Source organism: Methanomethylovorans hollandica DSM 15978, assembly GCF_000328665.1.
Lineage (GTDB): Archaea > Halobacteriota > Methanosarcinia > Methanosarcinales > Methanosarcinaceae > Methanomethylovorans > Methanomethylovorans hollandica.
On record NC_019977.1, the window covers coordinates 538,797 to 561,794 of the forward strand.

The following is a 22,998-nucleotide window of genomic DNA, read 5'->3' on the forward strand; positions in this document are numbered from 1 at the left end:
GTAGCAATCTTATTTTTGTCCAGTACAAAAAACAATTCTCATTTTCATTGTGTTGAGAATAGTTAGTGTGTTAGCTTGACTCATTGGAACAAAACTATGCTGTCCAAAGAGTGCTAATAAAAATACACAAGGAAACTTTGTTATGTGTTATATATAAACTCCACAAAGCTTCTTGCAAACTCTTCATACGAACTTGCCACAAGATGGGCATAGCAGCCCAGTGTGTTCTTTACTGTGAGTCCGTCCCAGCCTTCGATGATGCCTGTGCCCCGGGAGAGTTTGATGGCGAATTTGGCATCTTCGGGTAGTTCTGTGACTTCTGAGTGATGAAACTCATGGGCCCGAAAGTCGTTTCCGATTTTACCGATGACTGTATCCAGGGTTAGAGATCCGATGTTGTAGCTGACCACACGTTTATGTCCCATGAGGGTGTGTCCCGGGAGTGCACCCACCATGTCATAGGTGGATTCTGGCATCTCGGCCATGTGGTACGTACCTTTGTCTTTGACACCAGTCGTGAGCTTCTCAGTAAGGTACATCAGACCACCACATTCTCCGTAAATGGGCATTCCTGCCTCGGATGCTGCTTTCATATCTTCGCGCATGGAGATATTTGCCTCAAGCTCCGCAGCGAACAGTTCCGGATAGCCGCCTCCAATATATATCCCATCCACATCCGGCAGGTGTTTGTCATGCACCGGACTGAAATACTGCAGTTTCGCCCCCGCAAGCTGCAGCAGTTCAAGATTATCATGATAATAGAAGTTGAAAGCCTCATCCAGGGCAATGCCGATTACTGGCTTTTGTGATATTTCTCTTCGGACAAAGATTGTATCCGAGGGTCTTGAAAGCGGAGCTGTCTGCCGCGCAATGTCCAGCACTTTGTCTATGTCCACACCTTCAATGATCACATCACGGATAGTGTTTATCCTGGTATCAAAATCTGCTGACCTGCGGCGCTCTTCTATGGCAGGTACGAGTCCCAGGTGGCGCATAGAGATCATCATCTCATTGTTACGGTGAATGATGCCTATCACCGGTACGCCGGTGTAGTGCTCGATGGCTTCCTTTGCCTTCATGGCATGCCTCTGGCCACCAATATTATTCAGTATCACACCTGCAATGTTCACCTGCGGATCAAAGGCCTTGAAACCGGAAACAATAGCTGCAGCCGAACGGGTAATACTGCGGGCGTTCAGGACAAGGATGACCGCACAGTTGAGGATCTTTGCAATCTGTGCAGTGCTGCCAATGTCACTGTAGCTCTCCAGACCCTCATACAGCCCTCGCACACCCTCTATAATGGCAATATCAGCCTCTCCATCCACTTCATATCCGTGCAGGAACACATCAAGTACTCTTTCCTCGTCCATGAGGTAACCATCGATGTTTCGCGCCCGGCGTCCGGTGATATCTGAATAATAACTGGGATCGATATAATCCAGGCCCACCTTGAACGGCTGTACCTTATAACCGGCCTTTGACAGAGCAGCCAGGAGGCCAATGGTTACAGTGGTCTTACCGGAAGACGAACTTCCGGCAGAGATAAGCACTCTGGGAATATGCTTCCCCTCGCCTGATGCTGCAGGTTTTATGTGGGTGGAGGTGTTCATACTGATCAGCGTGTAAGTTCCCTTAATCTTTCATCTTCAAGTGACTTTGGCAGCGAAGAGTCTGCATTAGACATGATCGTCCTGGCAAGATCGCGATATACTTGTGCGATATCAGATACAGGAGCTTTTTCAAGCACAGAGAAGCCATCCCTTTCACAGTCCTGTACGATCTGTTCCTTGGGAATGAAGGCTACGAGCTTGCTGCCTATCTCCTCAGCGAACCTGCTCACGATCTCTTCTTCTCTTGTAACGCTGCGGGAGTTGCAGATAACACCGCTAAGGCGCGTATCGATCTTGCTGAGCCCCTTGCAGATATTGTTTGCAGCATACAGGGGCATGTATTCTCCTGATGTCAGTACGTAGGCATCGTTCACAAGCCCTTTCTTAATAGGGGCTACAAAGCCACCACATACGATATCTCCGGGCACGTCATAGATTATAAGGTCCATATCATCCATTTCCTTGCACATGTCCCGCAGTGTCTTGATGGCCACTATGATGCCACGTCCGGCACATCCTATGCCAGGCTCAGGACCACCGACCTCTACACATCTGACATTTCTGTACCCGTGGAAGACTATGTCCTCTTCCTTTACTTTTACTCCCTGCCTTAGCAGATCCAGGATGGTGGGTATCCTCCTGCCGCCCAGGAGAGTGATGGATGAATCGCTCTTGGGGTCACATCCGATGATCATTACTTTGTATCCTTCCTCAGCGCATGCAGCAGCTACATTTGATGCAGTGCTTGATTTGCCTATGCCTCCCTTGCCATAAATGGCTATACGTTTCTGTTTTTTCATGTATCTTACCTCAGACAAAACTTTCGTGCATTTCTTTTACCATTTCCCGCAATGTGGCACCCATTTCTGACTCCACTATATGCTTTACTCCCAGTGTCTTTGGATGGAGGTCTATCTCCACTACAACATGTCTGTGACCCATTTCCTTCAGAGGCAGCACCTGACGGGGACCATTTGTAACCGAAATGATCTCCATGTTGCTGATGTGGTCCATGGGTATAGCATGAGGAACACCGGTGATCACAGCAAAATCATAGTTTGCATATTTTTTAGCTATGAGTTCATCTACCACATTGCCTGCAATGGGGTATTCGTCAAGGCCTCCTGTGATCTCATGCACTTGCACTCCTCTTTCCTTCAGATCATGCATAATATTACGGGCGTGGTCCCTGACCCTGGGCAGACCGAGTGACTCATCCAGGTTTGCCATGTTCACCACATTTGCAGCTACTCCCAGCTGGGATGCAACTTCATGTACGGCGACATTGATATCAGCGAACATATAGCCGGTTTCCTTCTTTGCGTTCATGATCACAAGGCCTTTCTTACCTTCCTTGAGCAGCTCTATGATACGCTGTGCCACCTTGTACTTCAGATCCCCTCTTGAAGGGGCCAGGTATTCCTTGCTGGCGGCACCGTGGCGTTTTTCAACTTCCGTTGCCTCTTCCATGAGTACTTTCTGGCGCTCGAATTCTTCCCTATCGATTACACCTATTTCCAGTGCTGATTCAAGTGTGATCAATACTCCTTTGGTATTATTTGCATATCCTGCATGCACTTCCACTTCTATAACAGGTACTTCCAGATCTGCATCCATCACCGGTTCATGCAGTTCTTCTCCAATGATCATGCTGGCACATGTTCCAACTACGCCTATCAATTTAGGGTGGAACATCTCATTGACCTTTTGCAGCACAGAGGAAAGCTCCCGGCGTCCCCCAAAAACAAAACCATTCTCGTCCAGGGCAGTGGTAACTACATGTATCCCGTCTTCTTCCAGAAGTCTTGCATGCTTAAAAGAGCATCCGGGAGGGCCATGCAATATGGCAACATCAACATTCAGGTCTCTCAGGGTGTACAATGCGGCAACTATAGAACTCGGTCTGGGATGTATTATAGATATGTCATTCGCAGCCATGCTATTCTCCATGATGTCATATTATAGTTATGATATTTACTTCAAGAAGTATGATTTTTTACACTTAACCAAATGCCGCTTTGCACATACTACAGCCTTCTGATATAAAAGGGCTATTTTATGTATCAAGCCCCATCTTTTCAGCGGAAGCACTTCACACACAGAGCAATAATAACTTTATCATCACTCTTTTTCCGGGCAAATTCCATTGCGCGTGTTTTTCCCATATCAAAGCTTTCAGCATAGTAGATATTTCCAGTTGCCAGGGGCTTCATTCTTTCACCCACCAGTATCAGTTCATCCATGTCCTGCAGTCTGCTCCTGAGCATATCGGCAACATCCTCCGGTGGCAGTCCTTCGCATACCTGCGCAGCTTCTTCGCCAAGTACCATAATCACTTTCTGATTTCTTTTCAGGCACAAGCTCAGAGCTTTCTCTACTGAAAAGATGTCCATTCCAGAGTTGGAGTTGTCCAGAATGGTTATGTCCTCTTGTATAATTTCCTGCATCCTGCCCTGCAAACCCCTGAAATTTTGTATTACTTCTTTCACAGTTTTCCATGGAATGTCTATCTCCTGGGCAGTGGCACACGATGCAGCAAAAGCTGTCCTGTATGACCATGCATCATATCCGGTATCAAGGCGGATCTTAATTTCTTCTCCTGCGCATGCAATAGATAAACTGTTCTCGTGCATGCTTATCCTGTAGTCAGCATCCGAATTCAGGCCTTCACTTTTATCCGGGGTACTGAAAGTCCTTATGTGCTTCGACATAAGTGCTGGTTTGAGCTGCTGCGATATTCCCTTATAGTTATCATTCAGCACAAGGGGCACATCTTCGGGGTAACTCATGAGTGACTTTACCTTTGCTTCACTTGCCATGGATGTTTTGCCTGCGATCATATAATCCATGTCAAGGGTCGTGATTATACCAACACTTCCACATCCTGTGACTCCAAGGGATATCTCGAATATGTATGCTTCTATCTCCTTGTTTAGTGATCCTGCAATGTCCATTGCCTGCAAAATACTCCCCGGAGCAATGCTTAGTCCTTTATGTAGCAATCGGCATACACCATCTTCCCACATCTCCAGTCCTCTGGAAGTGTGTAGCAAAACAGTAAGCTTCCTTGAGATCATGTCAGCAAGCAGGGAAGCAGTACTGGTCTTTGCCTTGGTGCCTGTGACCTCTATCATAAGCGTATGGTCACCAGTATCTTTAATATTCAGGATCTCTCCAACAGCTCTGTGATGAGATATTACGGGAATATGCTTCTCTTCTGCCTGCTGAAGCATAATATGATCGGGATAAAGGTGAACAGGGCTTATTATAAGGTCCAGATCCTCAACAGAGCAGTTCTTTTCTGACACCCGTATACCATCCATCTCCATAGAATTACATTGTTCGGGGGAGATCGTTCCATAAACATCTACCCCTGTTACATTGAAACCCAGCTCTTTGAGCCTATGTGCAATGATAATGCCGCCATGTGTCATATCGAGGACAGCTACACTCTTTACGGAGGGGTCAGAAAGGTAACGGTGCATAACCGGAAAAAGCACTTAACCCTAGATAAGTGCAACGATGGCTAAGAGCACGGAAAGAAAAAGATCGGGAGGTCAGGAACAGCCCGCAACAAATTTAAAATGTATATGTGATATATCAGCTTTCGTCGTCAGCTTCATCATTCTTGTAACTGTCACTTCCCACCTTTGCAGCAGCAATGGAATCGATTCCGTCCATCCACTCAGCTACAATTCCGTATGGGATATCTTCCATTATGTCTTCCGGCAGTTTACGTCCATTGATGATCAATGCACCTATCTCTGCCACCTTATCCAGTGATATCTCTATACTGTCTGATGCCTCTGCTTCCAATGCCTGTTTCAGCAGAGTGGGTATTCTTGCTTTCTTGTTATAGTCCTGTCCGATGTAGCATTCAAAGGCAGCAAAGGTTCCGATAAATGAGGTCTGCATTGAAGATATCATCATGTCAATATCATCGGATATATGTTCTATTTCTGCAAGAGTGATATCCTTTATCTGAGAGATCAGGTGGAATGCAGATTCCGTGGAAATGAGTTTCTTCTCGAATTTAGCTACCACTTTCAGGCATGCAAGGATGATGTCATCCTCCATATTTATGAACACTGCACTGTCCTTATCCTGCGGTTCATCAGATTCCGTGAACTCAAAACCGCTTTCCTTCACCTGGTTTATCCAGTTGTTCCACCGTTCCCTGGTATAAAAGTCATGGGAAAGGATCTCTGTTTCCGTATCAGACATCAAACACCTCTTTTTAGGTTACGCTATGTTCTTAGCATTCTGCTAGTAGTATAAAAGACATTCGGATTGATGCCACTTTGATTCTCATAACTGTAATTCTACCTTCTTCAGGGGAGAACCACATATCTCTCTATCCTCAATGTTATCCAGAATCTCAATTATAGTACACTTGTCTCCGGTGCGCAGCCCTTCAGGGAAGAACAGATCGTACATATCATCCGGGACATCTCTACATTTTGGAGGCTCATAGCTGATCTTAGCTCCTTTGATGGCCTTCCTTGAATCCAGAATTGCCACTACCGGAGATCTCACTACTTCCACTGCAATAACTCCTCCGTCATGAAGGAAACATTCATGTACTGAAGGGGTCTTTATTCTCAAAACTTTATATTTGCGCCCCTTTTCAAGGTTTAAGCATGTGCTCTTAAGCTTACATTTATTGCACTCATTAGACTCCCCTTCAAATATGAATTCCATGCCTTCTTTAGCAAGCCTGGATCCAATAAGGGTTATTGTAGTATCTACCTCAACCATATCATCACACACCTGGATCTGAATTATTCTATTACTTTAGTGATCTTTGCCACTCTCTCTGCCGCTTCAGGGGTAAGGCCTGAACCGAGTATCGTGTACCTTTCCGGACGAATTGTATGTGCTAGAAGCAGAGCCTCCAATATATATTTATCTTCAATGCCCAGCTCTGCAGCAGTAGTGGGAGCATGCAGTTTTTTCAGTCCGTTCCTGATGCGTTCCCAGTCGCCTCCGTGCAGGTACATCATCATAATAGTTCCCACACCACATTGTTCCCCATGCAGCGCAGGTTTTGGTGCCACCATATCAAGAGCATGGCTGAACATGTGCTCAGACCCTGATGCAGGCCTTGAAGAAGCTGCAATGCTCATGGCAACGCCGCTTGATACAAGTGCCTTTACCACTATCCGTACTGAGCTCTCAAGCTCCGGTTTTATAGAATCGACTGAGTCAAGCACTATTTTTGCGGTCATACGGGAAAGAGCCGCAGCATATTCGCTGAATGGCTCGTTCCTTAGTCTGTAAGCCAGTTCCCAGTCGCTTACTGCAGTATAATTTGATATAATGTCTGCACAGCCGGCTGCCAGAAGCCTGTATGGGGCATTTGCTATGACCTCCGTATCTGCAATTACTGCCATGGGTGCATTTGCTTCTACGGAAGTTACTCTTTTTCCATCATGTATGGACGCTCTCGAAGAAACAATGCCGTCATGCGAAGCTGCCGTCGGGACACTGATGAATGGAAGATCCAGTTCGGTGGCTGCCAGTTTAGCCACGTCTATGGATTTGCCGCTGCCAACACCCAGCAGGTAATTGGAATTATTATAAAGGGCAACTTCTTCAACCCGTCTAACTCCCTCTGCCGTAGCTGATTCAACAGTTATCACGCTCGGATCGACACCCGCATCTGCAAGGATGTCATATACTATATCTCCGGCTATGTTCTTTGTATGTGTTCCTGTTACTATCAGGGGATTGTTGCCCAGCTTAAGGTCATCACAGACATTTTTTACTTCTCTGATGACTCCATGTCCTATTACTATATCTCTGGGTAATTGCATCCATTTGGAGTTCTCTTCTCTGGGTGGGATCACTTGAATACCTGCGATAATTTTGTAAGGTAGTTTTTTTGAGTTATTGAATTATATATTGGATATAGTGGGAATGTTCCTGATGACAGAAGTTATTAAACATTAATTCTATTTAGGATATTCCTGTAGTATAGCATAAGGATATTCCTGCAGATCGCATAAACATTTGAGGTTCAATGAATTCGTATATAGATAAGGTTTCAGGATTTATAAACACATATTATATAGACCCTATCCTGCACGATGAAGGATATAATATAATTAACACTCTTACATGGGCCATCATACTTGGACTATGTATATTTGCAGTTGTCAAACTGCTTAAAAAACTGGACATACGGACAGACAGCAGGTTCATAGCTGCAATAGTACCTTTTGTACTTGCCGGGTCTTCCATGCGGGTCCTTGAAGACGCTGGAGCCATACAACAACCTTTCAACTTGCTTCTTATAACTCCGATCATATACTTTGTTGTCTTCCTTATTACACTGTTATGTCTCATAGTAGCTAAAATGCTCAGCAAAAAATGGACCGGGAATAGTACGGAAACAATTTTCGCTTCCCTGGGCACTCTATGGTTCGTGTTTAACATATTTTTGCTCCTTAGCATACAAAAGGTCGCTCTTCCCATGGTACTGATCTATATCCTCGGCTTGGGAATACTGGTCACATCTATTGTCTATATTACAGCAAAAAAGACAGGTTTTGAAATACTTACGGACCGATTGAACATATCCATACTTGGAGCTCACATGCTGGATGCTTCCTCCACATTCATAGGGGTGGATATGCTTGGTTACTATGAAAAGCATGTACTTCCTTCTTATCTTATTGATCTGACGGGAACAGCATTGGTGATGTATCCTCTGAAGCTGGCCATATTTATTCCAGTGTTGTATATATTAGATACTAATTTCAATGAAGATGAGGAGTCCCGCAATCTTCGGACCTTTGTGAAACTGGTGATACTTGTACTCGGTCTTTCTCCTGCATGCAGGAACACTATACGCATGGTTTTTGGGATATGATGAACATGTATGATATCAATAGCAAAGAGCAGGCGCTACAATACATAAAGAACATTCGCAGAGAAATAGGATACATGTTCCTATTGTTCGTGATATCGGCAGTTGTAGGATATTTGACTGCCATTATGTACCCCTATATGGTCTTAAACTCTTTGGAAGAGCTTGAAGGACTGGTGGAGTTATTAAAAGACCTTTCTTTGCTGCAAATAATGTTCCTTATCTTCTTTAACAATGCCCTTAAGAGCTTGCTCATATTGGTACTTGGAATTGGACTTGGTATAGTGCCATTCTTTTTCATTGCTTATAATGGCTATTTTCTGGGTATTTTCAGCCACAAGATCCTGATGGAACAAGGTTTTCTTTATTTAACGGCTGGTCTTTTGCCTCATGGTATCATTGAGATACCTATGGTAGTGGTCTCTGCAGCCATAGGTCTGAGGCTGGGGATAAAAGGACTTGCTTCTCTTAAGGGAGACTCAGTTCATTTAAAGGAAGAAATGCTCACAGGTATCAAGTTCTTCTTCTTGTGGATAATGCCATTGCTTTTCATAGCAGCTGCAGTGGAAACCTTTATCACTTCAGTTATTATCGGCCTGCTGAGCTAGTCCCGAGGAACAATTGAAAGAACATGACACAAAACCTATATAGTTCATTGATATGTGTGAAGACAAGAGAGGGTATAAGATGATAGACAGAAAAGAGATCATAGATATAGTTCAGGATTACGAACCCGACAAGATCAAGATCGGGGCAGTTGCTTCTCATTCCGCATTAGATGTATTTGACGGTGCTGTGGAAGAGGATTTCCGCACTTTTGCTATATGCCAGCAGGGAAGAGAGAAGACCTATTCTCATTATTTCAAAGCCCAAAGGGACGCATACGGAAGGGTAAAACGCGGTATTGTGGATGAGGCAGTGATGCTGAAGAAGTTCAATGAAGTATTGCTGCCTGAAAATCAGCAGATGCTGCGTGATCAGAATATTCTTTTCATTCCAAACAGGTCCTTTACTTCATACTGCGGGATCGATGAGGTAGAGAATGACTTTGCTGTACCTATAGTAGGTAGCAGAAATATGCTCAGAAGCGAAGAAAGGGGTATAGATCGTGATTACTATTGGCTGTTGGAGAAGGCGGGTCTTCCTTTTCCTGAAAGGATAAATGATCCTCAGGACATAGAGGAGTTATCAATAGTGAAACTCCCGCATGCTGTCAAGAAGCTGGAGAGAGGTTTCTTCACGGCTGCGACATATGAAGAATATCTTAAGAAATCAGAAGCATTGCTTAAGCAAGGCGTGATCACGCAGGAAGCTCTGGATAATGCAAGAATAGAGAGATACATTATTGGCCCGGTGTTCAATTTTGATATGTTCTATTCTCCCATTGAGGAAGAAATGAGCAAGCTGGAGATCCTTGGCATAGACTGGCGCTTTGAAACCAGTCTGGACGGTCATGTCCGTCTGCCTGCACCTCAACAGATAACTCTGGCAGAACATCAGCTGACCCCCGAATACACTGTATGCGGACATAATTCTTCCACATTGCGGGAATCACTTCTGGAGGATGTGTTCATGCTGGCCGAAAAATACATTGATGCGGCAAGCAAATACTATGACCCGGGTATTATAGGTCCATTCTGCCTCCAGACCTGTATCGACAAGGACCTTAACTTCTATATCTATGATGTTGCACCCAGGGTCGGTGGCGGGACCAACGTGCATATGTCAGTAGGCCATCCGTATGGTAACACCATCTGGAGGAATAATATGAGTACCGGAAGGCGCATAGCTTTTGAGATAAGAAGAGCCATTGAAATGGACGAGTTGGGTCGCATAGTTACCTGAACTTAGATCTAATTTTGCAAAGATGGTAATGTTAGTTGTGGATGGGATATCCTTGCAGGCAGCAAATGAACCTTTTGAAGGCTCTAAAATGCGTTTTCATCCACACACTATACTAGCAGAAATAATTGTTCATTTCCGAACTTAAGCTGATTACTATAGATAAGTAGATTTAACATGTAGACATTAGTAAAACGTTGAAATCATTTAAATACCAGTAACCAAATGATAACAACGGTCTGGAGCAAGATATCATCCGGTCATCTGACCGATTGCAAGCATTGCTACGTACTTTTATATTATTCGCCCATTGGAGGGAAATCAGGAATTGAGTCAACCTTGCGTTAATATTGGCATGGTAGGTCATGTCGATCATGGAAAAACCACTTTAGTGAGCGCACTCTCAGGAGTGTGGACAGATTCACATAGTGAAGAGATGAAGCGTGGAATATCTATCAGATTAGGGTATGCAGATGCTACTATCAGAAAATGCCCCAACTGCCCTGAGCCACAATGTTACACTGTATCTGAAACCTGTCCGGGATGTGGTGAGCCTTCAGAAGAAGTGCGTACCGTCTCTTTTGTTGATGCTCCCGGTCACGAGACACTGATGGCTACAATGCTTTCCGGGGCAGCTATTATGGATGGTGCCATTCTTGTGATAGCTGCTAATGAGGAATGCCCTCAGCCACAAACAAAAGAACATCTGATGGCTTTGAATATTATAGGGATCAAGAATCTTATCATTGTCCAGAATAAGATCGATCTGGTATCCAAAGAAGAGGTAATAGATCACTACAAGCAGATCAAGAGATTTGTTCAAGGTACTGTGGCAGAGAACGCTCCGATAATTCCGGTATCTGCTCAGCAGAACATAAATATCGATGCTCTTCTCCAGTTAATGGAAGAACATATTCCCACTCCGGAATATAAGATCGATAAACCGGCACAGATGCTTATCGCACGTTCTTTTGATATCAACAAGCCAGGCACTCCCATAGAACAGATCAGAGGCGGCGTGATTGGTGGAACTCTTACAGAAGGCTTTTTGTCTAACGGCGAAGATCTGGAGATCAGGCCTGGATATAAACTGGAAAGTGAGGGAACTACCAGGTGGGTTCCGATAGTCACTAAGATATCAAAGATCTTTGCAGGCAAGGAACCTGTAGATAAGGCTACGCCCGGAGGACTGCTTGCAATAGGTACTTCACTGGACCCTGCTATCACCAAGAGCGATTCTCTTGTGGGGCAGGTAGCAGGAAAACCTGGTACTTTACCACCTACTCGTGATGTATTCACCCTTGAGCTAAACCTGCTTGAACGGGTAGTAGGCGTGATCGATGAAGCAGAGATAGGTTCTATCAGAACCAGTGAGCCTCTTATGCTTAATGTAGGTACGGCCACTACTGTGGGCGTGGTGACAAGTGCAAGGAAGAACGTTGCAGAAGTAAAGCTCAAGAGGCCTGTATGTGCGAGTGCCGGTTCAATGGTGGCTATCAGCAGGCGGATAGGTTCAAGATGGCGCCTGATAGGTGTGGGAGTCATAAAGTCTTGAAGGTGATAATCGACACTAATGCTCTGATGATACCTGTGCAATTCAATTTAGATATATTCAGTGAATTACACAGGCTGGGTTTTAATCATTTCATTGTTCCTCTGGCTGTGCTAAATGAGCTGGACAGACTTGTTACAACAGCAAGGGGCCAGGATCGCATAGCTGCAAAGGTCGGTAGGTCTTTGGCACAGAGGTGTGAACTTGTTTCCAAGGAAGGGCATGCAGATGATATTATTGTGTCTCTTGCACAAGTTACTGGGGCTGCTGTTTTAACAAATGACATAGGGCTTAAGAAACGGTTGATTGAGATGGGCATCAGGGTAATATCTCTCAGACAAAGGAATCGTCTGGAATTATTGTCATGAGAATCTCAAATTAGGATTTTGATTTAAAAACCTATTCCTTTTTTCGTTGATACTGCTATTCTCTTTTTTTTTGGTCAGTGGTAGCTATAAATATAAAAAATTTTGCTTCTTTATGGATAAAAAATCTATCGAGTATAGAGGAGTCCTCTTCGAGGACTCCATAGAAAACTATCTTTACAGAGAAACTGCCTCTATTTGCCAATTTCTTCATTTTCTCTGTATAGAAGACATTTCACAATACGTTGAACGTACTGTGTATACCAACAAACGTTGGCATTTTAAATATAACGTTTCCTCAATGATAAAGCTCTTTATTGTAAAGTGCTTCAGGAATCTCTCTTATGAAAAAACAGTATCCAGTTTAACAGAAGAAGAAGCTATTATGCTATCGTTCTGTGATAAAAATGGGCAAATAAGACTTCCTTCAGCTGGAACCCTCCATCATTTTGTAAAATATAGACTTGGAGAAGATGGGGTCAATGAACTAATAATAATGGTAGGCGAAAAGATTCTTAAAAGCTCAAAGTTAAAAGACGCCAAGATAGATTCAACACCTCTTGAAGCTTCACGATATGACAAATATGCGGATTATAATCCGCATTATAAATGTAAAATGGACAAAGCTCACATTACAATGATTGGAACTTATCCGGTATTTATGACATATACTAATGGCCTTAGTTCTGATTCTACGGAACTTATCAAACACATACACGCATTAAAGAAAATGGAAGCTAATATTGAATTTTATGCTGCGGATGGAGCTTATGACTCATTCCAAAACAATGCAGATATATGGTATCATCTGAATGCAAAACCAATTATTTCCTACTCTTGTGATGCAGTATTGCACAAAGAAGGTGAAGTAGAGAGGATTGATCATTGGGTGAACAAAATGTGGAAACTTGGTGGAGAGGTTCATACCAAAATAGAAAATAAGCTGAAGTTTCTGTATGAAAATGGAAGACAAGAACAAGTTGGGATGTACCTAAGAAATCAAAACATCCTCGATGAATTATTTTGGGAGTTATACAAGAAAAGAGTAGAATGCGAAAAAGTACATGGCCACATGAAAGATACGATGAACTTCGATGTCAGAAGAATAAGAGTAGAGAGCAGAGCTCTCTACTCTCTGCTGAATTTCGTTTCCTATCAACTATTAGTGCTTACTGAATTGCAAAATAAAGTTAAACTCAGGAATTCGTTTGGGAGGCTATTCTAAAAAAGTACATCAAATTAGAATAGAAATATAAGGAGCTAATTTGATGGCCTCGTCATGAACAAGAGTAAAAATTATAAGATATAAATAGGTTTATAACAGGATAACTGGGCTTTTGGAGATAATCGCATGTACAAGAAAATGAAACTTTCTGATACCATCCGGGTAGCTCCTAATCTTTTGGGCGGGGATGTTCAGGTCAATGTTAAGAATGCACTGAGGGAGAAGCTTGAAGGCAGGCTTGATAAGCATATAGGTGCCATCGTTGCTATCACGGAAATTGAACAAGTAGGTGAAGGTCACATCCTTGTGGGTGATGGTGCAGTTTATTATGATGTGGATTTTGATGCCATCGTATTCACACCCATGATACAGGAAGTAGTTGAAGGAGAAGTTGTTGAGACTGTGGAGTTCGGGGCTTTTGTCAGTATAGGTGCTATGGATGGTCTCTTACATGTAAGCCAGATCACTGATGATTTCATGTCCTATGATGGGAAGAATGGCAGGCTCATGAGCAAAACAGGAAACCGTTCACTTGGCGAGGGTGATAAGGTTAGGGCCAGGATAGTTGCCCTAAGCATTAATGAGAGGGACCCAAGGGAGAGTAAGATAGGTCTTACAATGAGGCAGAATGCCCTGGGTAAACTGGAGTGGCTTGAAGAGGAAAGGATGGCTAAATCCAAAGCTCAGGAAGAGGTTTGAACATGGCAGAACAGGTTTGTAGGGAGTGCCACAGGATAGTCACAGGTCAAACGTGCCTTGTATGCAGTTCCAGCAACCTTAGCAGTGACTGGAGTGGCATGGTAATTATCGTGGATCCGGAAAACTCAGAAATAGCCCAGAAAATGGAGATCAAAGTAGCTGACCGATATGCACTGAAGGTGCGGTAATTGGTGGAAACGATACACCTGCCGGAAGAACTGCGCCCTTTGTTAAGGAAGACCTTTGGTGTTCTTTACACAGGTACTGGTGATGATACTATCCAGAAGCTTTCCAAAGACCTGGGTAGTCCCACAAAACTTATATCGGTGGGTGATGTTACTACATTCCACTTGCTCAATTCAAATATCATTCCGGACATCCTTGTCGTTGATGACCGGACAAAACGTGGGCCGGCGTCAGCCCATGTAGTAGTGGGCACAAAGCATACAGGGTTCAGTGAAATATTCGTGGATAATCCTCCCGGGGTCATAACCGAGGATCTGATCAATGTGGTCCATGACGCCATTATATCAAAGGACCATGTAAGAATATTCGTGCGCGGCGAAGAGGACCTTGCAGCATTGCCTGCAATACTGCTGGCACCTGAAGGTTCGGTTGTACTATACGGGCAGCCGGATGAAGGTGTGGTACTTGTCAAAATCACAAAATCCAAAAAGGAAGAGATCCTTGACCTGCTGGACAAGATGATACATGGGCAGGAAGAAAGGAACAGTTTGATAGACATTCGGAGGAAATTCAATGGATATTAAAATCATTGAGGATAAAAATAACGTACTTCTCAACAGGCGTGAGCTTAATTTCGAGGTAACTTTCGAAGGCCCCACCCCTGCTAGGCTGGATATAAAGAACAAGATGGCAGCATTAATGAACGTACCACTGGAACTTGTAGTTATTCAGAGGATGAAAAACGATTTCGGAAGGCAGAAGCTTAATGGCTACGCAAAGATATATGAAGATGCTGCCCGCATGAAAAAGATCGAAAAGGAACATATCCTCGAAAGGAACAAGCTGCCTGAGGCACCAGAGGAAAACACAGAAGCGGCAGAATCAACGGAAGAGTAAGCAGGTGGAAAAATGGCAGTAAAAGATTATTACAAGGTCAGTGGCGATAAGCTCGAAAGGACCCACCAGACATGTCCACGATGTGGCGAAGGCGTATTCCTTGCTGAACACAAGGACAGGCGTACCTGCGGCAAATGTGGTTACACCGAGTTCAAGAAATAAATTTAATTTTTCTTCTTTTTCTTTCTTTTTTTATTTTATCGATCCACCATACTTGCTAAACTCACTGACCAACTGAAAGTAATTTTTGGATTTCCAGTTTCATACATAAGCAAAATGTATTTTCAGTTCTTCACAGGGGCCTAAATGCAGAAATATTGTTTTAGATACTGTCCTGTCTATTGAGAATTTTTATCGTACATTCTTAAGGATAATTTAGTACTTCTATATTATTTATATATTCATTATTTGATTGGGAGGTGCCGAAAAATATAAGTAGGCTAAAGTAGTGCCAGTTATTATCTAAAATGAAAACGTATCTAGTATTTAAGTGTGTATATGGGAATAACTATTAAATAAACATCAATATTTAATTCTCATATATTTGGATATTGGCATTTGCTAATTGCTTTAAACTATATACTACTTATTAAAGCACACAACTTATATGAAACAAAAGGAAACGGATAGGAGAGAAATGAATTCTGTTTATGCTATAGTCGTTGGTATCCTGTTAGGGATAATGATATTTGCCCTGAAGACAGGTGTTGGATGTGGTTTTTCCAACATCCGCAGAAGAGATGTGTTGATCATTGCTGCAAGTTACTTTGTCATTTCCGTAATTCTTGGCGGACTTATAGAACTGGTGGACCAGTCCCGGCTGGATGTGATAACCAGTATGGGTATGACCCTGCACGTTGTTGTGGCCTTGCTCCTCATAGGTGCAGGGATATACACCCAGAAAAAATGGTCATGTGGACATGATGTGTCAAGGCACACTTTCCTTTTCATCTCTGTGCCATGTCCCGTATGCCTCACCGCGCTGTTCGTGTCCTGTATGATACTTGCATCAACCCTCGGGTGGAGCGGCTTCAGGATAGGGGCTTTGGTCGGTTTTTTCTTCTTCATCACTGTCATATCGTCAAGCTGGGGTTTCAGGAAAATGCACCGCACACCCGAAGACCTTGGAGCTGTGATGATGTTCCTGGGTATATTCTATCTGCTTGGCTCCATGCTCGTACCGGCTTACATAAAATCTAAACAGCTCCAGATCCCTGATACAGGAGGGGAACTTCACATAATACCCCTGCTGATAATGACTGGTATCATAGCCTGCGGGTATGTCATCAATACTTTCAAAGGTGAATAAAAATGAGCCTGTTCGCTGTGATCAATAGCATAATGAATACATTTTCTGCTTCTTTGCTTTACCCTGTGATCATCCTGTTAGTGGCACTATCATTGTTGTCCCTTATACTGATAGGGGAATTCCTTTCAGAGTATGCGAAGAGGAACAGAGATATTGAGAATCTGGAAGGTACCTGCTTTACTATGCAAAACCATGTAAAGGAATCTAATTTTAAAGCCGCAGCTGATGCTCTAAGAACAATAAAGCAGAACTATATAGTCACTGCTTTCTCCAATGCTGCAGCTGTTCATCTGGAAAAGGACAGGATCCCTGCCATAGAATGGGTCTCTCAGGAATATGAGATCAAAATGGCCAAAAGGCTGGAGCAGACCCGTATCATCACAAACATAGCCCCGATGCTGGGACTGATGGGCACGCTCATACCTCTTGGCCCGGCGCTTGTAGCATTATCTCAGGGAGATGTTGTGCAGCTTTCACACAACCTGATGATCGCCTTTGCCACTACTGTTGTAGGTCTTTTTGCCAGCAGCGTGGCCTACATACTCACCCAGATTAGGAAGAGATGGTATTGGCAGGATATGGCAGATATTGATTATATACTTGATACCATCGAGGTAAAAGTATGAGGCAGAGACGTTACAGGCGAACCGGTCTGTTACACGATGAAGAGGAAAGGAATCCCCTTGAAGGGGTTGCTAACCTTTTCGATACCGCCATGGTTTTTGCCGTGGCTCTGATGCTGGCACTGGTTATGTCATACCAGATGCCTGAACTGTTAAGCCCTACTGAGGACATAACCATCGTGAAGAATCCCGGGCAGGAGGATATGAAGATAATTATAAAGGAGCAAGGGAAACCCATTGAAGTGATGAATCTCACCGATCAGATCGGTGGCGGTACAGGTGATGTTCTGGGCACCGCCTACAAACTGGCGGATGGCAGAGTTGTGTATGTGCCGGATGATGGGAACGAAACTACTACTTGATTTGTTCATAAAGTGAAGTAAAAAGCAAAAGGTCTAATAAGCGGGCACTTCGGTACCGCCGCCAAGCAATGTATCCGAAGTGCTCAGCACACGTTATCGGGGGATAACATGCAACGAAAATATGTACTTACATTAGTATTAAGTGTATTGTTGTTGACATCCTTAACAACAGTGGTATCGGCAGCCGGAGAGAAAATAAACATAACTTACATCGCGTACACGCCAAGCGATGCATTGCAATCTGCAAGTCAGACAAATGTGTACAGCGCATATATAGATTTCACATATATTCCAGCATACAATGCTTCATATTCTGCAAGCGATGAACTGCTCTCTGCGGTTGGAAGCGGATTTTTAGGAACTCAGGATGTCATATTCTGTGATATGGTAGGCAGTAAGGTCTACAATTCCAACAATGGAGCAGTAAACGCCACCCTGCAGGCAGCACACGACAATGGTGCTTCATTGCTGAGCATACGTACAAGCAGTGCACCTTCATATTTTGATTATGTTTCGGATGGTGAGGGCAACGATACTATCTGCACCTACTACAACAGCATGGGTACAACCGGTGATGGGCTCACAAATGCAGAGAACCTGTTCATATATCTTGCAACAGAATACAGTAACCTTTCTGAGATTATTAACAGCAATGAAAGCCCCACCGATGATGGCTCAAATGACAACAGTTCAACAGGCGGCAGTGCAGTTGGTACTGGTGATGTGAAGTTCCTGTTCGTCCTGGGCACGGATGTTAATACTGCTGCCCTTAATAGTGCAGCGGCTGGAGCGGATATATCCTCGGAGCTAAGTACGACCGTTATTGCAAGGGGTGAAACAGTACCGCAGGATCTTGACTTCTCCGGGTATTCCATGATATTCATTGAATCCAGGGATGAAGCCACTGTTACGAACTGGGGTGCCAGCATAAATGCTGCCAAAGCTAATGGTGCAATGGTCATTGGTTACAATCTTTCCGAGAACATTACCCTGCCAAATGCAGACCTCTATTCTGCCAATTACACTGATATTGAAAGATACTGGGTGCAGGGCGGAGAGGCCAACATGGGAAACATGCTGAAGTTCATGGGCCAGAAGTTCTCCGGTGCCTTTGCAGGGCAAACGATTGCCGCACCAGCGGTCGTGCAAGAGAAAGTGAATGTTACTTACATCATCAATTCGGACACCAGTGTATATTATATGGAGCAGGTGCTTGCTGAAAGAACAGTGATTACCGACCGTTTCAATGTCAATGTGATGACAGGCGGAGAAGCCATAAACAGCTCCAATGATTTCACTAACGAAGATGTTATCATGCTATACATGGTGGGAGCCAACGAACTTCCTCAGATAAAAGACAAGCTCCTTGCTGCAAAGAACAACGGTGCCCAAATCGGAATGTTCGGGATGCTGTCAGATGTTTATGGCATAGCCACCATAGACATGGCTAATCCTCCATACGTTGAAATGACAGAATATCTCTTCAATGACGGATACATTAATATGGAGAACTGGATCCGTTGCATCGGAGCTACCCTTGAGAACGTCTATATTGAGCACTCTGTTGCAGATGAACCAATTATTCCGGATGATGGGATATATCATCCGGATGCCTTCCCAAGAACCTTTGCCAACAGTACCGAATATCTGGCATGGTATGCAGACCACGGTTACAATGCATCAGCTCCTACGATCGGAATAATAGGTAATAGGCTGGGTAAGACCTCTATAGAATACAATTCCGAGGACGCGATCATCAGAGAGCTTGAATCAAGAGGATGCAATGTGATCTACACCACTTATGCCGTATGTGAGGATGATGTGGATTACTTCACCATGAACGGTGAAGTGATAGTTGATTCAATAATCTCGGTAAAAGGTTTCTATCTTAACTATAATGACCATGAAAAAGGGATAGAATATCTGCAAAAGTACAATGTGCCTGTAATTAAAGCTATACAGGATTATTACCAGACGCCTGACGAGTTCAATGAAAGTGTGCTGGGATTGAGCAGTACCTCCATTCCATATCAGGTAACACAGCCCGAAATAGACGGGCTTACCGATTATATCTGGTTAGCCGGAAGGGTGCAGGACGAAGCAACAGAGCAGTATTACTATGAACCAATCAAATGTCAGGTCGAATGGCTATGCGACAGGGCCATTGCATGGGCAGAGCTTGGAAAAGAAACAAATGCTGACAAGAAGATCACCATCCTTTACTACAACCACGAGGGCGGCAAGAACAACATCGGTGCCAGCTACCTGGATATCGGTTCAAGCTTTACTCTGCTCTTGGAAGACATGCAGGCAGCAGGCTATAACATAGGCAATGGCACAATTCCAAATGGCAGTGAGTTCATCGATCTTTTCATTGAAAGCAGGAATGTAGGCACATGGGCTCCAGGGGAACTTGAGAAGGTCGTACAGTCAGGTTATGTGACCCTTCTGCCGGTGGACGAATATCTTGAATGGTACGAAACATTGCCACAGAGCGTACGCACCGAAGTAGAGGACACATGGGGCAAAGCTCCAGGTGATGTCATGACCTATGAGAACAGAAGTGGAAAGTACTTTGTAATACCTACTATCCAGCTTGGAAATGTCAATTTTATACCCCAGCCAACCAGGGCAACCCTTTCAGATGAGTCTCTTATATATCATAATTCCTCAATACCGCCCACACACCAGTATCTTGCGACATATTTCTGGATCAACGACATATACGATGCAGATGCTATGATACACTTTGGTACCCACGGTACACAGGAATGGCTCCCGGGCAACGAAGTTGGTCTGTGGAGATATGACTATCCGTCTATCATGGTGGCTGAAACCCCTGTGGTCTACCCGTATATCATGGACAATGTGGGAGAAGGTACACAGGCAAAACGCAGAGGCAATGCTGTCATAATAGACCATCTCACACCACCGATAATAGAAGCCGGTCTTTATGGCGACCTTGCCACAATGAGTGAGAAGATCCAGAACTATGAGGATGCAAAAAGTGACAATAAAACTGGAATGATGGCACTCTATCGTAACAGCACGATACAACTTTACGGTAATCTCAGCCTTGCAGAGGATCTGGAAGTCTCAACTGGTGAATTGTATAATATGACAGATGACGACTTTGAGAACTTCCTGAATAGCGTGCTGGAGGATTATCTTGAAGATATGAAATCAGAGCTCATCCCGTATGGTCTTCATGTCTTTGGGGTGGCTCCTGAAGGTGAGAAGCTTGTATCTATGGTAAGGTCCGTGCTGGGTGATGATTTCAGCGATCACATCTATAATGTGCTGGCTAAAGATAACGGAACCGAGGAAGACTGGGAAATAGAAGCAGATTCTGATGCCATGTTACTTTTGAATGCCACCCTGCTGAATGCAACTAACGTTTCAACTGCCCAGGTTGAGTTAATAGGTCTTACAAATGCCAATATCACAGCCGATCTTGAGCTGGCGCTGCAGTATGCAGATAACCTGGCTCAGACCACACGTGAGATCGACCAGACATTAAGGGCACTTAATGCTGAGTATATAGAACCTGGTACAGGCAATGATCCTATCCGCAACCCGGGTGCACTGCCCACAGGTAAGAACTTCTACAGCTTTGACCAGAGGACCATTCCCGATGAAGAGACCGAAGCCATGGGAGATGCCGTCATAGACGCCTGGCTTGAAAACTACTATGCCTCAAATGGCACATATCCCAACAAGGTAGCCTTTGTCATGTGGTCAGTGGAAACAATGCGACATGAAGGTCTTATGGAAGCACAGATCTATGCCCTTCTGGGTGTGGAACTGGAAAGGACCAGCGGAAGAATAACCGGATTCAAAGTGATCCCGCAGGAAGAGATGACACATCCGAGAATAGACGTGCTGATCACAACATCGGGACTCTATCGTGACACCTTCCCATACCAGATAGAACTGATGGATACAGCGGTCCGCATGGTTGCTGAACTTAATGAAACAAACGAAACCAACTATGTCAGATGGAACTCACTTGCAATAGAAGATACAATGCTGGCAGGCGGATATAATGAAAGCGTTGCACACAATGTTTCTATGTCCAGGGTATTCAGTGAGGCCACAGGTACTTATGGTACGGGTGTTTCCGAAGCAGTGGAGGCAAGCGATACCTGGGAGAATTCGTCAGAAGTTGCCGACCTGTACATATCCCGCATGTCCAACGTATACGGTAAAGATGTATGGGGTGTTAATTATGAGGATGTGTTCGAGCTGAACCTGGGAGGAGTGGATTCGGCCATACACAGTGATACTTCGAACCTTTACGGTCTCATAGACAATGATGACTATTATTCCTATTTCGGAGCACTCGGACTTGCTGTAAAGTCGATCGTAGGTGAGTCTCCTTCGATGTACATCTCTGATCTGACCAGCGTAGACAACCCGGAGATCATCACGCTAAGTGAAGCTTTCAGTGCTGAACTGACTGCAAGATACCTCAATCCCAACTGGATAACCGGTATGATGGAATATGATTATGCAGGTGCCAGGGAAATGATGAAGACCATGGAATATATGTGGGGATGGGAAGCCACCACACCTGATCTGGTAACCGATTCTGACTGGAACAAGATGTATGAAACATATATACTGGATTCCCAGAACCTTGGACTGGATGAGTTCCTTAAGGATAATGCATATCAGTATCAGTCCATTACAGCAAGGATGCTTGAGACCGTAAGGAAGGATTCCTGGGACGCCTCGGACGAAGTGGTCGAGAACCTGGTGAAAGAATATGTTGAATCGGTGGTGGAAAATGGTGTCACATGCTGTCATCATACCTGTGGCAATCCTTCACTGGATGAGTTCATACAGGGTGTAATGTCCGTCCCAGGTCTGGTGGACGAACAAACGGCATCAGAATACAAGAAACTTATAGAGGAAGCTACCAGTGAGCCAGTGAAGGAAAGCACTTCCAGCCGCAGTAGTAGCCGTGGTTCCAGTGGTCCGAAACTGGAAATTACTAACCAGGCCACAACTTCTACATCAAACCAGACTATAGAATCTCAGATTGGTGCAGGCACAGACCTTAGCCAGCCTGCGCCCGAAGCTCCGAAGTCTACTCCTGAGAACTATGTAGAAGGGTATGAGATGACCAAGGAAACTGTAGCTCCACCTGAAAGCAGTACCCCTACTTTCTCTGGTTCTGATATAGTTGCTATTGTGCTGGTGGTAGGAGCAGCCGGAGCAGTGTTCCTGGGCTTCATGAGAAAGAGGAAAATGTGATATCCTATGGCACTTTTCTCTTCAGGGAAGTGCCTATTCCCTCTTTTAGGCCGATGGCCAGGGAATTGGTTTGGCTATTTCTCTGCCTCTTATATAGAGACAGGAATATCCGAACTTTTTTAGTGGGGATTATTTTCGAAATTCTCTGAAGCAAATTTTTGTTTATAGTGTTGCTCGTAAGGTTAGATAATATAT

General features: G+C 44.1%; 22 protein-coding genes. 15 read left to right on the forward strand and 7 right to left on the reverse strand.

Going from position 1 to position 22,998, the window contains the following annotated elements:
- Positions 1–140: 140 nt before the first annotated feature.
- The 7 genes from cfbB to METHO_RS02665 all read right to left on the reverse strand — a co-directional run bounded on the left by cfbB (position 141) and on the right by METHO_RS02665 (position 7,429).
- Entirely contained in the window at positions 141–1,613 is a 1,473-nt protein-coding gene (gene cfbB, locus METHO_RS02635) for a Ni-sirohydrochlorin a,c-diamide synthase (RefSeq protein WP_015323975.1), read from the reverse strand.
- 5 nt (positions 1,614–1,618) lie between these two features.
- A complete protein-coding gene (gene cfbC, locus METHO_RS02640; RefSeq protein ID WP_015323976.1) occupies positions 1,619–2,413 on the reverse strand; it encodes a Ni-sirohydrochlorin a,c-diamide reductive cyclase ATP-dependent reductase subunit in 795 nt (264 codons plus the stop codon).
- A 10-nt stretch (positions 2,414–2,423) separates the two neighbouring features.
- The gene (cfbD, locus tag METHO_RS02645) at positions 2,424–3,551 is read right to left on the reverse strand and encodes a Ni-sirohydrochlorin a,c-diamide reductive cyclase catalytic subunit (RefSeq protein WP_015323977.1); all 1,128 of its coding nucleotides are present in this window, start codon (positions 3,549–3,551) and stop codon (positions 2,424–2,426) included.
- A 140-nt stretch (positions 3,552–3,691) separates the two neighbouring features.
- Positions 3,692–5,098 (reverse strand): coenzyme F430 synthase, encoded by a 1,407-nt coding sequence (cfbE, locus tag METHO_RS02650; protein WP_015323978.1) that lies wholly within the window; start codon positions 5,096–5,098, stop codon positions 3,692–3,694.
- Positions 5,099–5,213: 115 nt separating this feature from the next.
- Entirely contained in the window at positions 5,214–5,837 is a 624-nt protein-coding gene (locus METHO_RS02655) for a DUF2150 family protein (protein WP_015323979.1), read from the reverse strand.
- Between the two features lie 84 nt (positions 5,838–5,921).
- On the reverse strand, positions 5,922–6,371 hold the full coding sequence (locus METHO_RS02660; RefSeq protein ID WP_015323980.1) for a UPF0179 family protein: 450 nt from the start codon (positions 6,369–6,371) through the stop codon (positions 5,922–5,924).
- A gap of 23 nt (positions 6,372–6,394) precedes the next feature.
- Positions 6,395–7,429 carry an NAD(P)-dependent glycerol-1-phosphate dehydrogenase gene (locus tag METHO_RS02665; protein WP_048831204.1) on the reverse strand — a complete coding sequence of 345 codons (1,035 nt, stop codon included), beginning with the start codon at positions 7,427–7,429 and terminating at the stop codon, positions 6,395–6,397.
- A 206-nt stretch (positions 7,430–7,635) separates the two neighbouring features.
- Here METHO_RS02665 and METHO_RS02670 point away from each other — a divergent pair, with 206 nt between their 5' ends.
- The 15 genes from METHO_RS02670 to METHO_RS02740 all read left to right on the forward strand — a co-directional run bounded on the left by METHO_RS02670 (position 7,636) and on the right by METHO_RS02740 (position 22,803).
- Positions 7,636–8,487, forward strand: a complete 852-nt coding sequence (locus METHO_RS02670; protein ID WP_015323982.1) for a DUF63 family protein — start codon at positions 7,636–7,638, stop codon at positions 8,485–8,487.
- Complete coding sequence (locus tag METHO_RS02675) at positions 8,484–9,092, forward strand: stage II sporulation protein M (protein ID WP_015323983.1); 609 nt, start codon at positions 8,484–8,486, stop codon at positions 9,090–9,092. Before METHO_RS02670 ends, METHO_RS02675 begins: the two co-directional genes overlap by 4 nt.
- A gap of 79 nt (positions 9,093–9,171) precedes the next feature.
- Positions 9,172–10,329 carry a formate--phosphoribosylaminoimidazolecarboxamide ligase family protein gene (locus METHO_RS02680; RefSeq protein ID WP_015323984.1) on the forward strand — a complete coding sequence of 386 codons (1,158 nt, stop codon included), beginning with the start codon at positions 9,172–9,174 and terminating at the stop codon, positions 10,327–10,329.
- A gap of 325 nt (positions 10,330–10,654) precedes the next feature.
- Positions 10,655–11,881: a translation initiation factor IF-2 subunit gamma gene (locus METHO_RS02685; protein WP_015323985.1), complete on the forward strand. Its 1,227-nt coding sequence runs from the start codon at positions 10,655–10,657 to the stop codon at positions 11,879–11,881.
- On the forward strand, positions 11,878–12,246 hold the full coding sequence (locus METHO_RS02690; RefSeq protein ID WP_015323986.1) for a PilT domain protein: 369 nt from the start codon (positions 11,878–11,880) through the stop codon (positions 12,244–12,246). The genes METHO_RS02685 and METHO_RS02690 overlap by 4 nt, the downstream gene beginning before the upstream one ends.
- 112 nt (positions 12,247–12,358) lie before the next feature.
- Positions 12,359–13,468, forward strand: a complete 1,110-nt coding sequence (locus METHO_RS02695; RefSeq protein ID WP_015323778.1) for a transposase — start codon at positions 12,359–12,361, stop codon at positions 13,466–13,468.
- 126 nt (positions 13,469–13,594) lie between these two features.
- Complete coding sequence (locus tag METHO_RS02700; protein WP_015323987.1) at positions 13,595–14,167, forward strand: DNA-directed RNA polymerase; 573 nt, start codon at positions 13,595–13,597, stop codon at positions 14,165–14,167.
- 2 nt (positions 14,168–14,169) lie between these two features.
- Positions 14,170–14,355 (forward strand): transcription elongation factor subunit Spt4, encoded by a 186-nt coding sequence (spt4, locus tag METHO_RS02705; protein WP_015323988.1) that lies wholly within the window; start codon positions 14,170–14,172, stop codon positions 14,353–14,355.
- On the forward strand, positions 14,356–14,937 hold the full coding sequence (locus METHO_RS02710; protein ID WP_015323989.1) for a GTP-dependent dephospho-CoA kinase family protein: 582 nt from the start codon (positions 14,356–14,358) through the stop codon (positions 14,935–14,937).
- Complete coding sequence (locus METHO_RS02715; RefSeq protein WP_015323990.1) at positions 14,927–15,250, forward strand: 30S ribosomal protein S24e; 324 nt, start codon at positions 14,927–14,929, stop codon at positions 15,248–15,250. Before METHO_RS02710 ends, METHO_RS02715 begins: the two co-directional genes overlap by 11 nt.
- Before the next feature lie 12 nt (positions 15,251–15,262).
- Positions 15,263–15,412, forward strand: coding sequence for a 30S ribosomal protein S27ae (locus METHO_RS02720; protein WP_015323991.1), 150 nt, complete (start codon positions 15,263–15,265; stop codon positions 15,410–15,412).
- A 475-nt stretch (positions 15,413–15,887) separates the two neighbouring features.
- On the forward strand, positions 15,888–16,559 hold the full coding sequence (locus METHO_RS02725; protein WP_015323992.1) for a DUF2162 domain-containing protein: 672 nt from the start codon (positions 15,888–15,890) through the stop codon (positions 16,557–16,559).
- Positions 16,560–16,561: 2 nt separating this feature from the next.
- On the forward strand, positions 16,562–17,185 hold the full coding sequence (locus METHO_RS02730; RefSeq protein WP_015323993.1) for a MotA/TolQ/ExbB proton channel family protein: 624 nt from the start codon (positions 16,562–16,564) through the stop codon (positions 17,183–17,185).
- Positions 17,182–17,544 (forward strand): DUF2149 domain-containing protein, encoded by a 363-nt coding sequence (locus METHO_RS02735; RefSeq protein WP_015323994.1) that lies wholly within the window; start codon positions 17,182–17,184, stop codon positions 17,542–17,544. Before METHO_RS02730 ends, METHO_RS02735 begins: the two co-directional genes overlap by 4 nt.
- Positions 17,545–17,652: 108 nt before the next feature.
- Complete coding sequence (locus METHO_RS02740) at positions 17,653–22,803, forward strand: cobaltochelatase subunit CobN (RefSeq protein ID WP_015323995.1); 5,151 nt, start codon at positions 17,653–17,655, stop codon at positions 22,801–22,803.
- The last annotated feature ends 195 nt before the right edge of the window (positions 22,804–22,998 follow it).

Coding starts and splice junctions, on each gene's coding strand:
- cfbB (WP_015323975.1), bottom strand. CDS start 1,613: ATGAACACCTCCACCCACATAAAACCTGCAGCATCAGGCGAGGGGAAG.
- cfbC (WP_015323976.1), bottom strand. CDS start 2,413: ATGAAAAAACAGAAACGTATAGCCATTTATGGCAAGGGAGGCATAGGC.
- cfbD (WP_015323977.1), bottom strand. CDS start 3,551: ATGGCTGCGAATGACATATCTATAATACATCCCAGACCGAGTTCTATA.
- cfbE (WP_015323978.1), bottom strand. CDS start 5,098: ATGCACCGTTACCTTTCTGACCCCTCCGTAAAGAGTGTAGCTGTCCTC.
- METHO_RS02655 (WP_015323979.1), bottom strand. CDS start 5,837: ATGTCTGATACGGAAACAGAGATCCTTTCCCATGACTTTTATACCAGG.
- METHO_RS02660 (WP_015323980.1), bottom strand. CDS start 6,371: ATGGTTGAGGTAGATACTACAATAACCCTTATTGGATCCAGGCTTGCT.
- METHO_RS02665 (WP_048831204.1), bottom strand. CDS start 7,429: ATGCAATTACCCAGAGATATAGTAATAGGACATGGAGTCATCAGAGAA.
- METHO_RS02670 (WP_015323982.1), top strand. CDS start 7,636: ATGAATTCGTATATAGATAAGGTTTCAGGATTTATAAACACATATTAT.
- METHO_RS02675 (WP_015323983.1), top strand. CDS start 8,484: ATGATGAACATGTATGATATCAATAGCAAAGAGCAGGCGCTACAATAC.
- METHO_RS02680 (WP_015323984.1), top strand. CDS start 9,172: ATGATAGACAGAAAAGAGATCATAGATATAGTTCAGGATTACGAACCC.
- METHO_RS02695 (WP_015323778.1), top strand. CDS start 12,359: ATGGATAAAAAATCTATCGAGTATAGAGGAGTCCTCTTCGAGGACTCC.
- METHO_RS02700 (WP_015323987.1), top strand. CDS start 13,595: ATGTACAAGAAAATGAAACTTTCTGATACCATCCGGGTAGCTCCTAAT.
- spt4 (WP_015323988.1), top strand. CDS start 14,170: ATGGCAGAACAGGTTTGTAGGGAGTGCCACAGGATAGTCACAGGTCAA.
- METHO_RS02715 (WP_015323990.1), top strand. CDS start 14,927: ATGGATATTAAAATCATTGAGGATAAAAATAACGTACTTCTCAACAGG.
- METHO_RS02720 (WP_015323991.1), top strand. CDS start 15,263: ATGGCAGTAAAAGATTATTACAAGGTCAGTGGCGATAAGCTCGAAAGG.
- METHO_RS02725 (WP_015323992.1), top strand. CDS start 15,888: ATGAATTCTGTTTATGCTATAGTCGTTGGTATCCTGTTAGGGATAATG.
- METHO_RS02730 (WP_015323993.1), top strand. CDS start 16,562: ATGAGCCTGTTCGCTGTGATCAATAGCATAATGAATACATTTTCTGCT.
- METHO_RS02735 (WP_015323994.1), top strand. CDS start 17,182: ATGAGGCAGAGACGTTACAGGCGAACCGGTCTGTTACACGATGAAGAG.
- METHO_RS02740 (WP_015323995.1), top strand. CDS start 17,653: ATGCAACGAAAATATGTACTTACATTAGTATTAAGTGTATTGTTGTTG.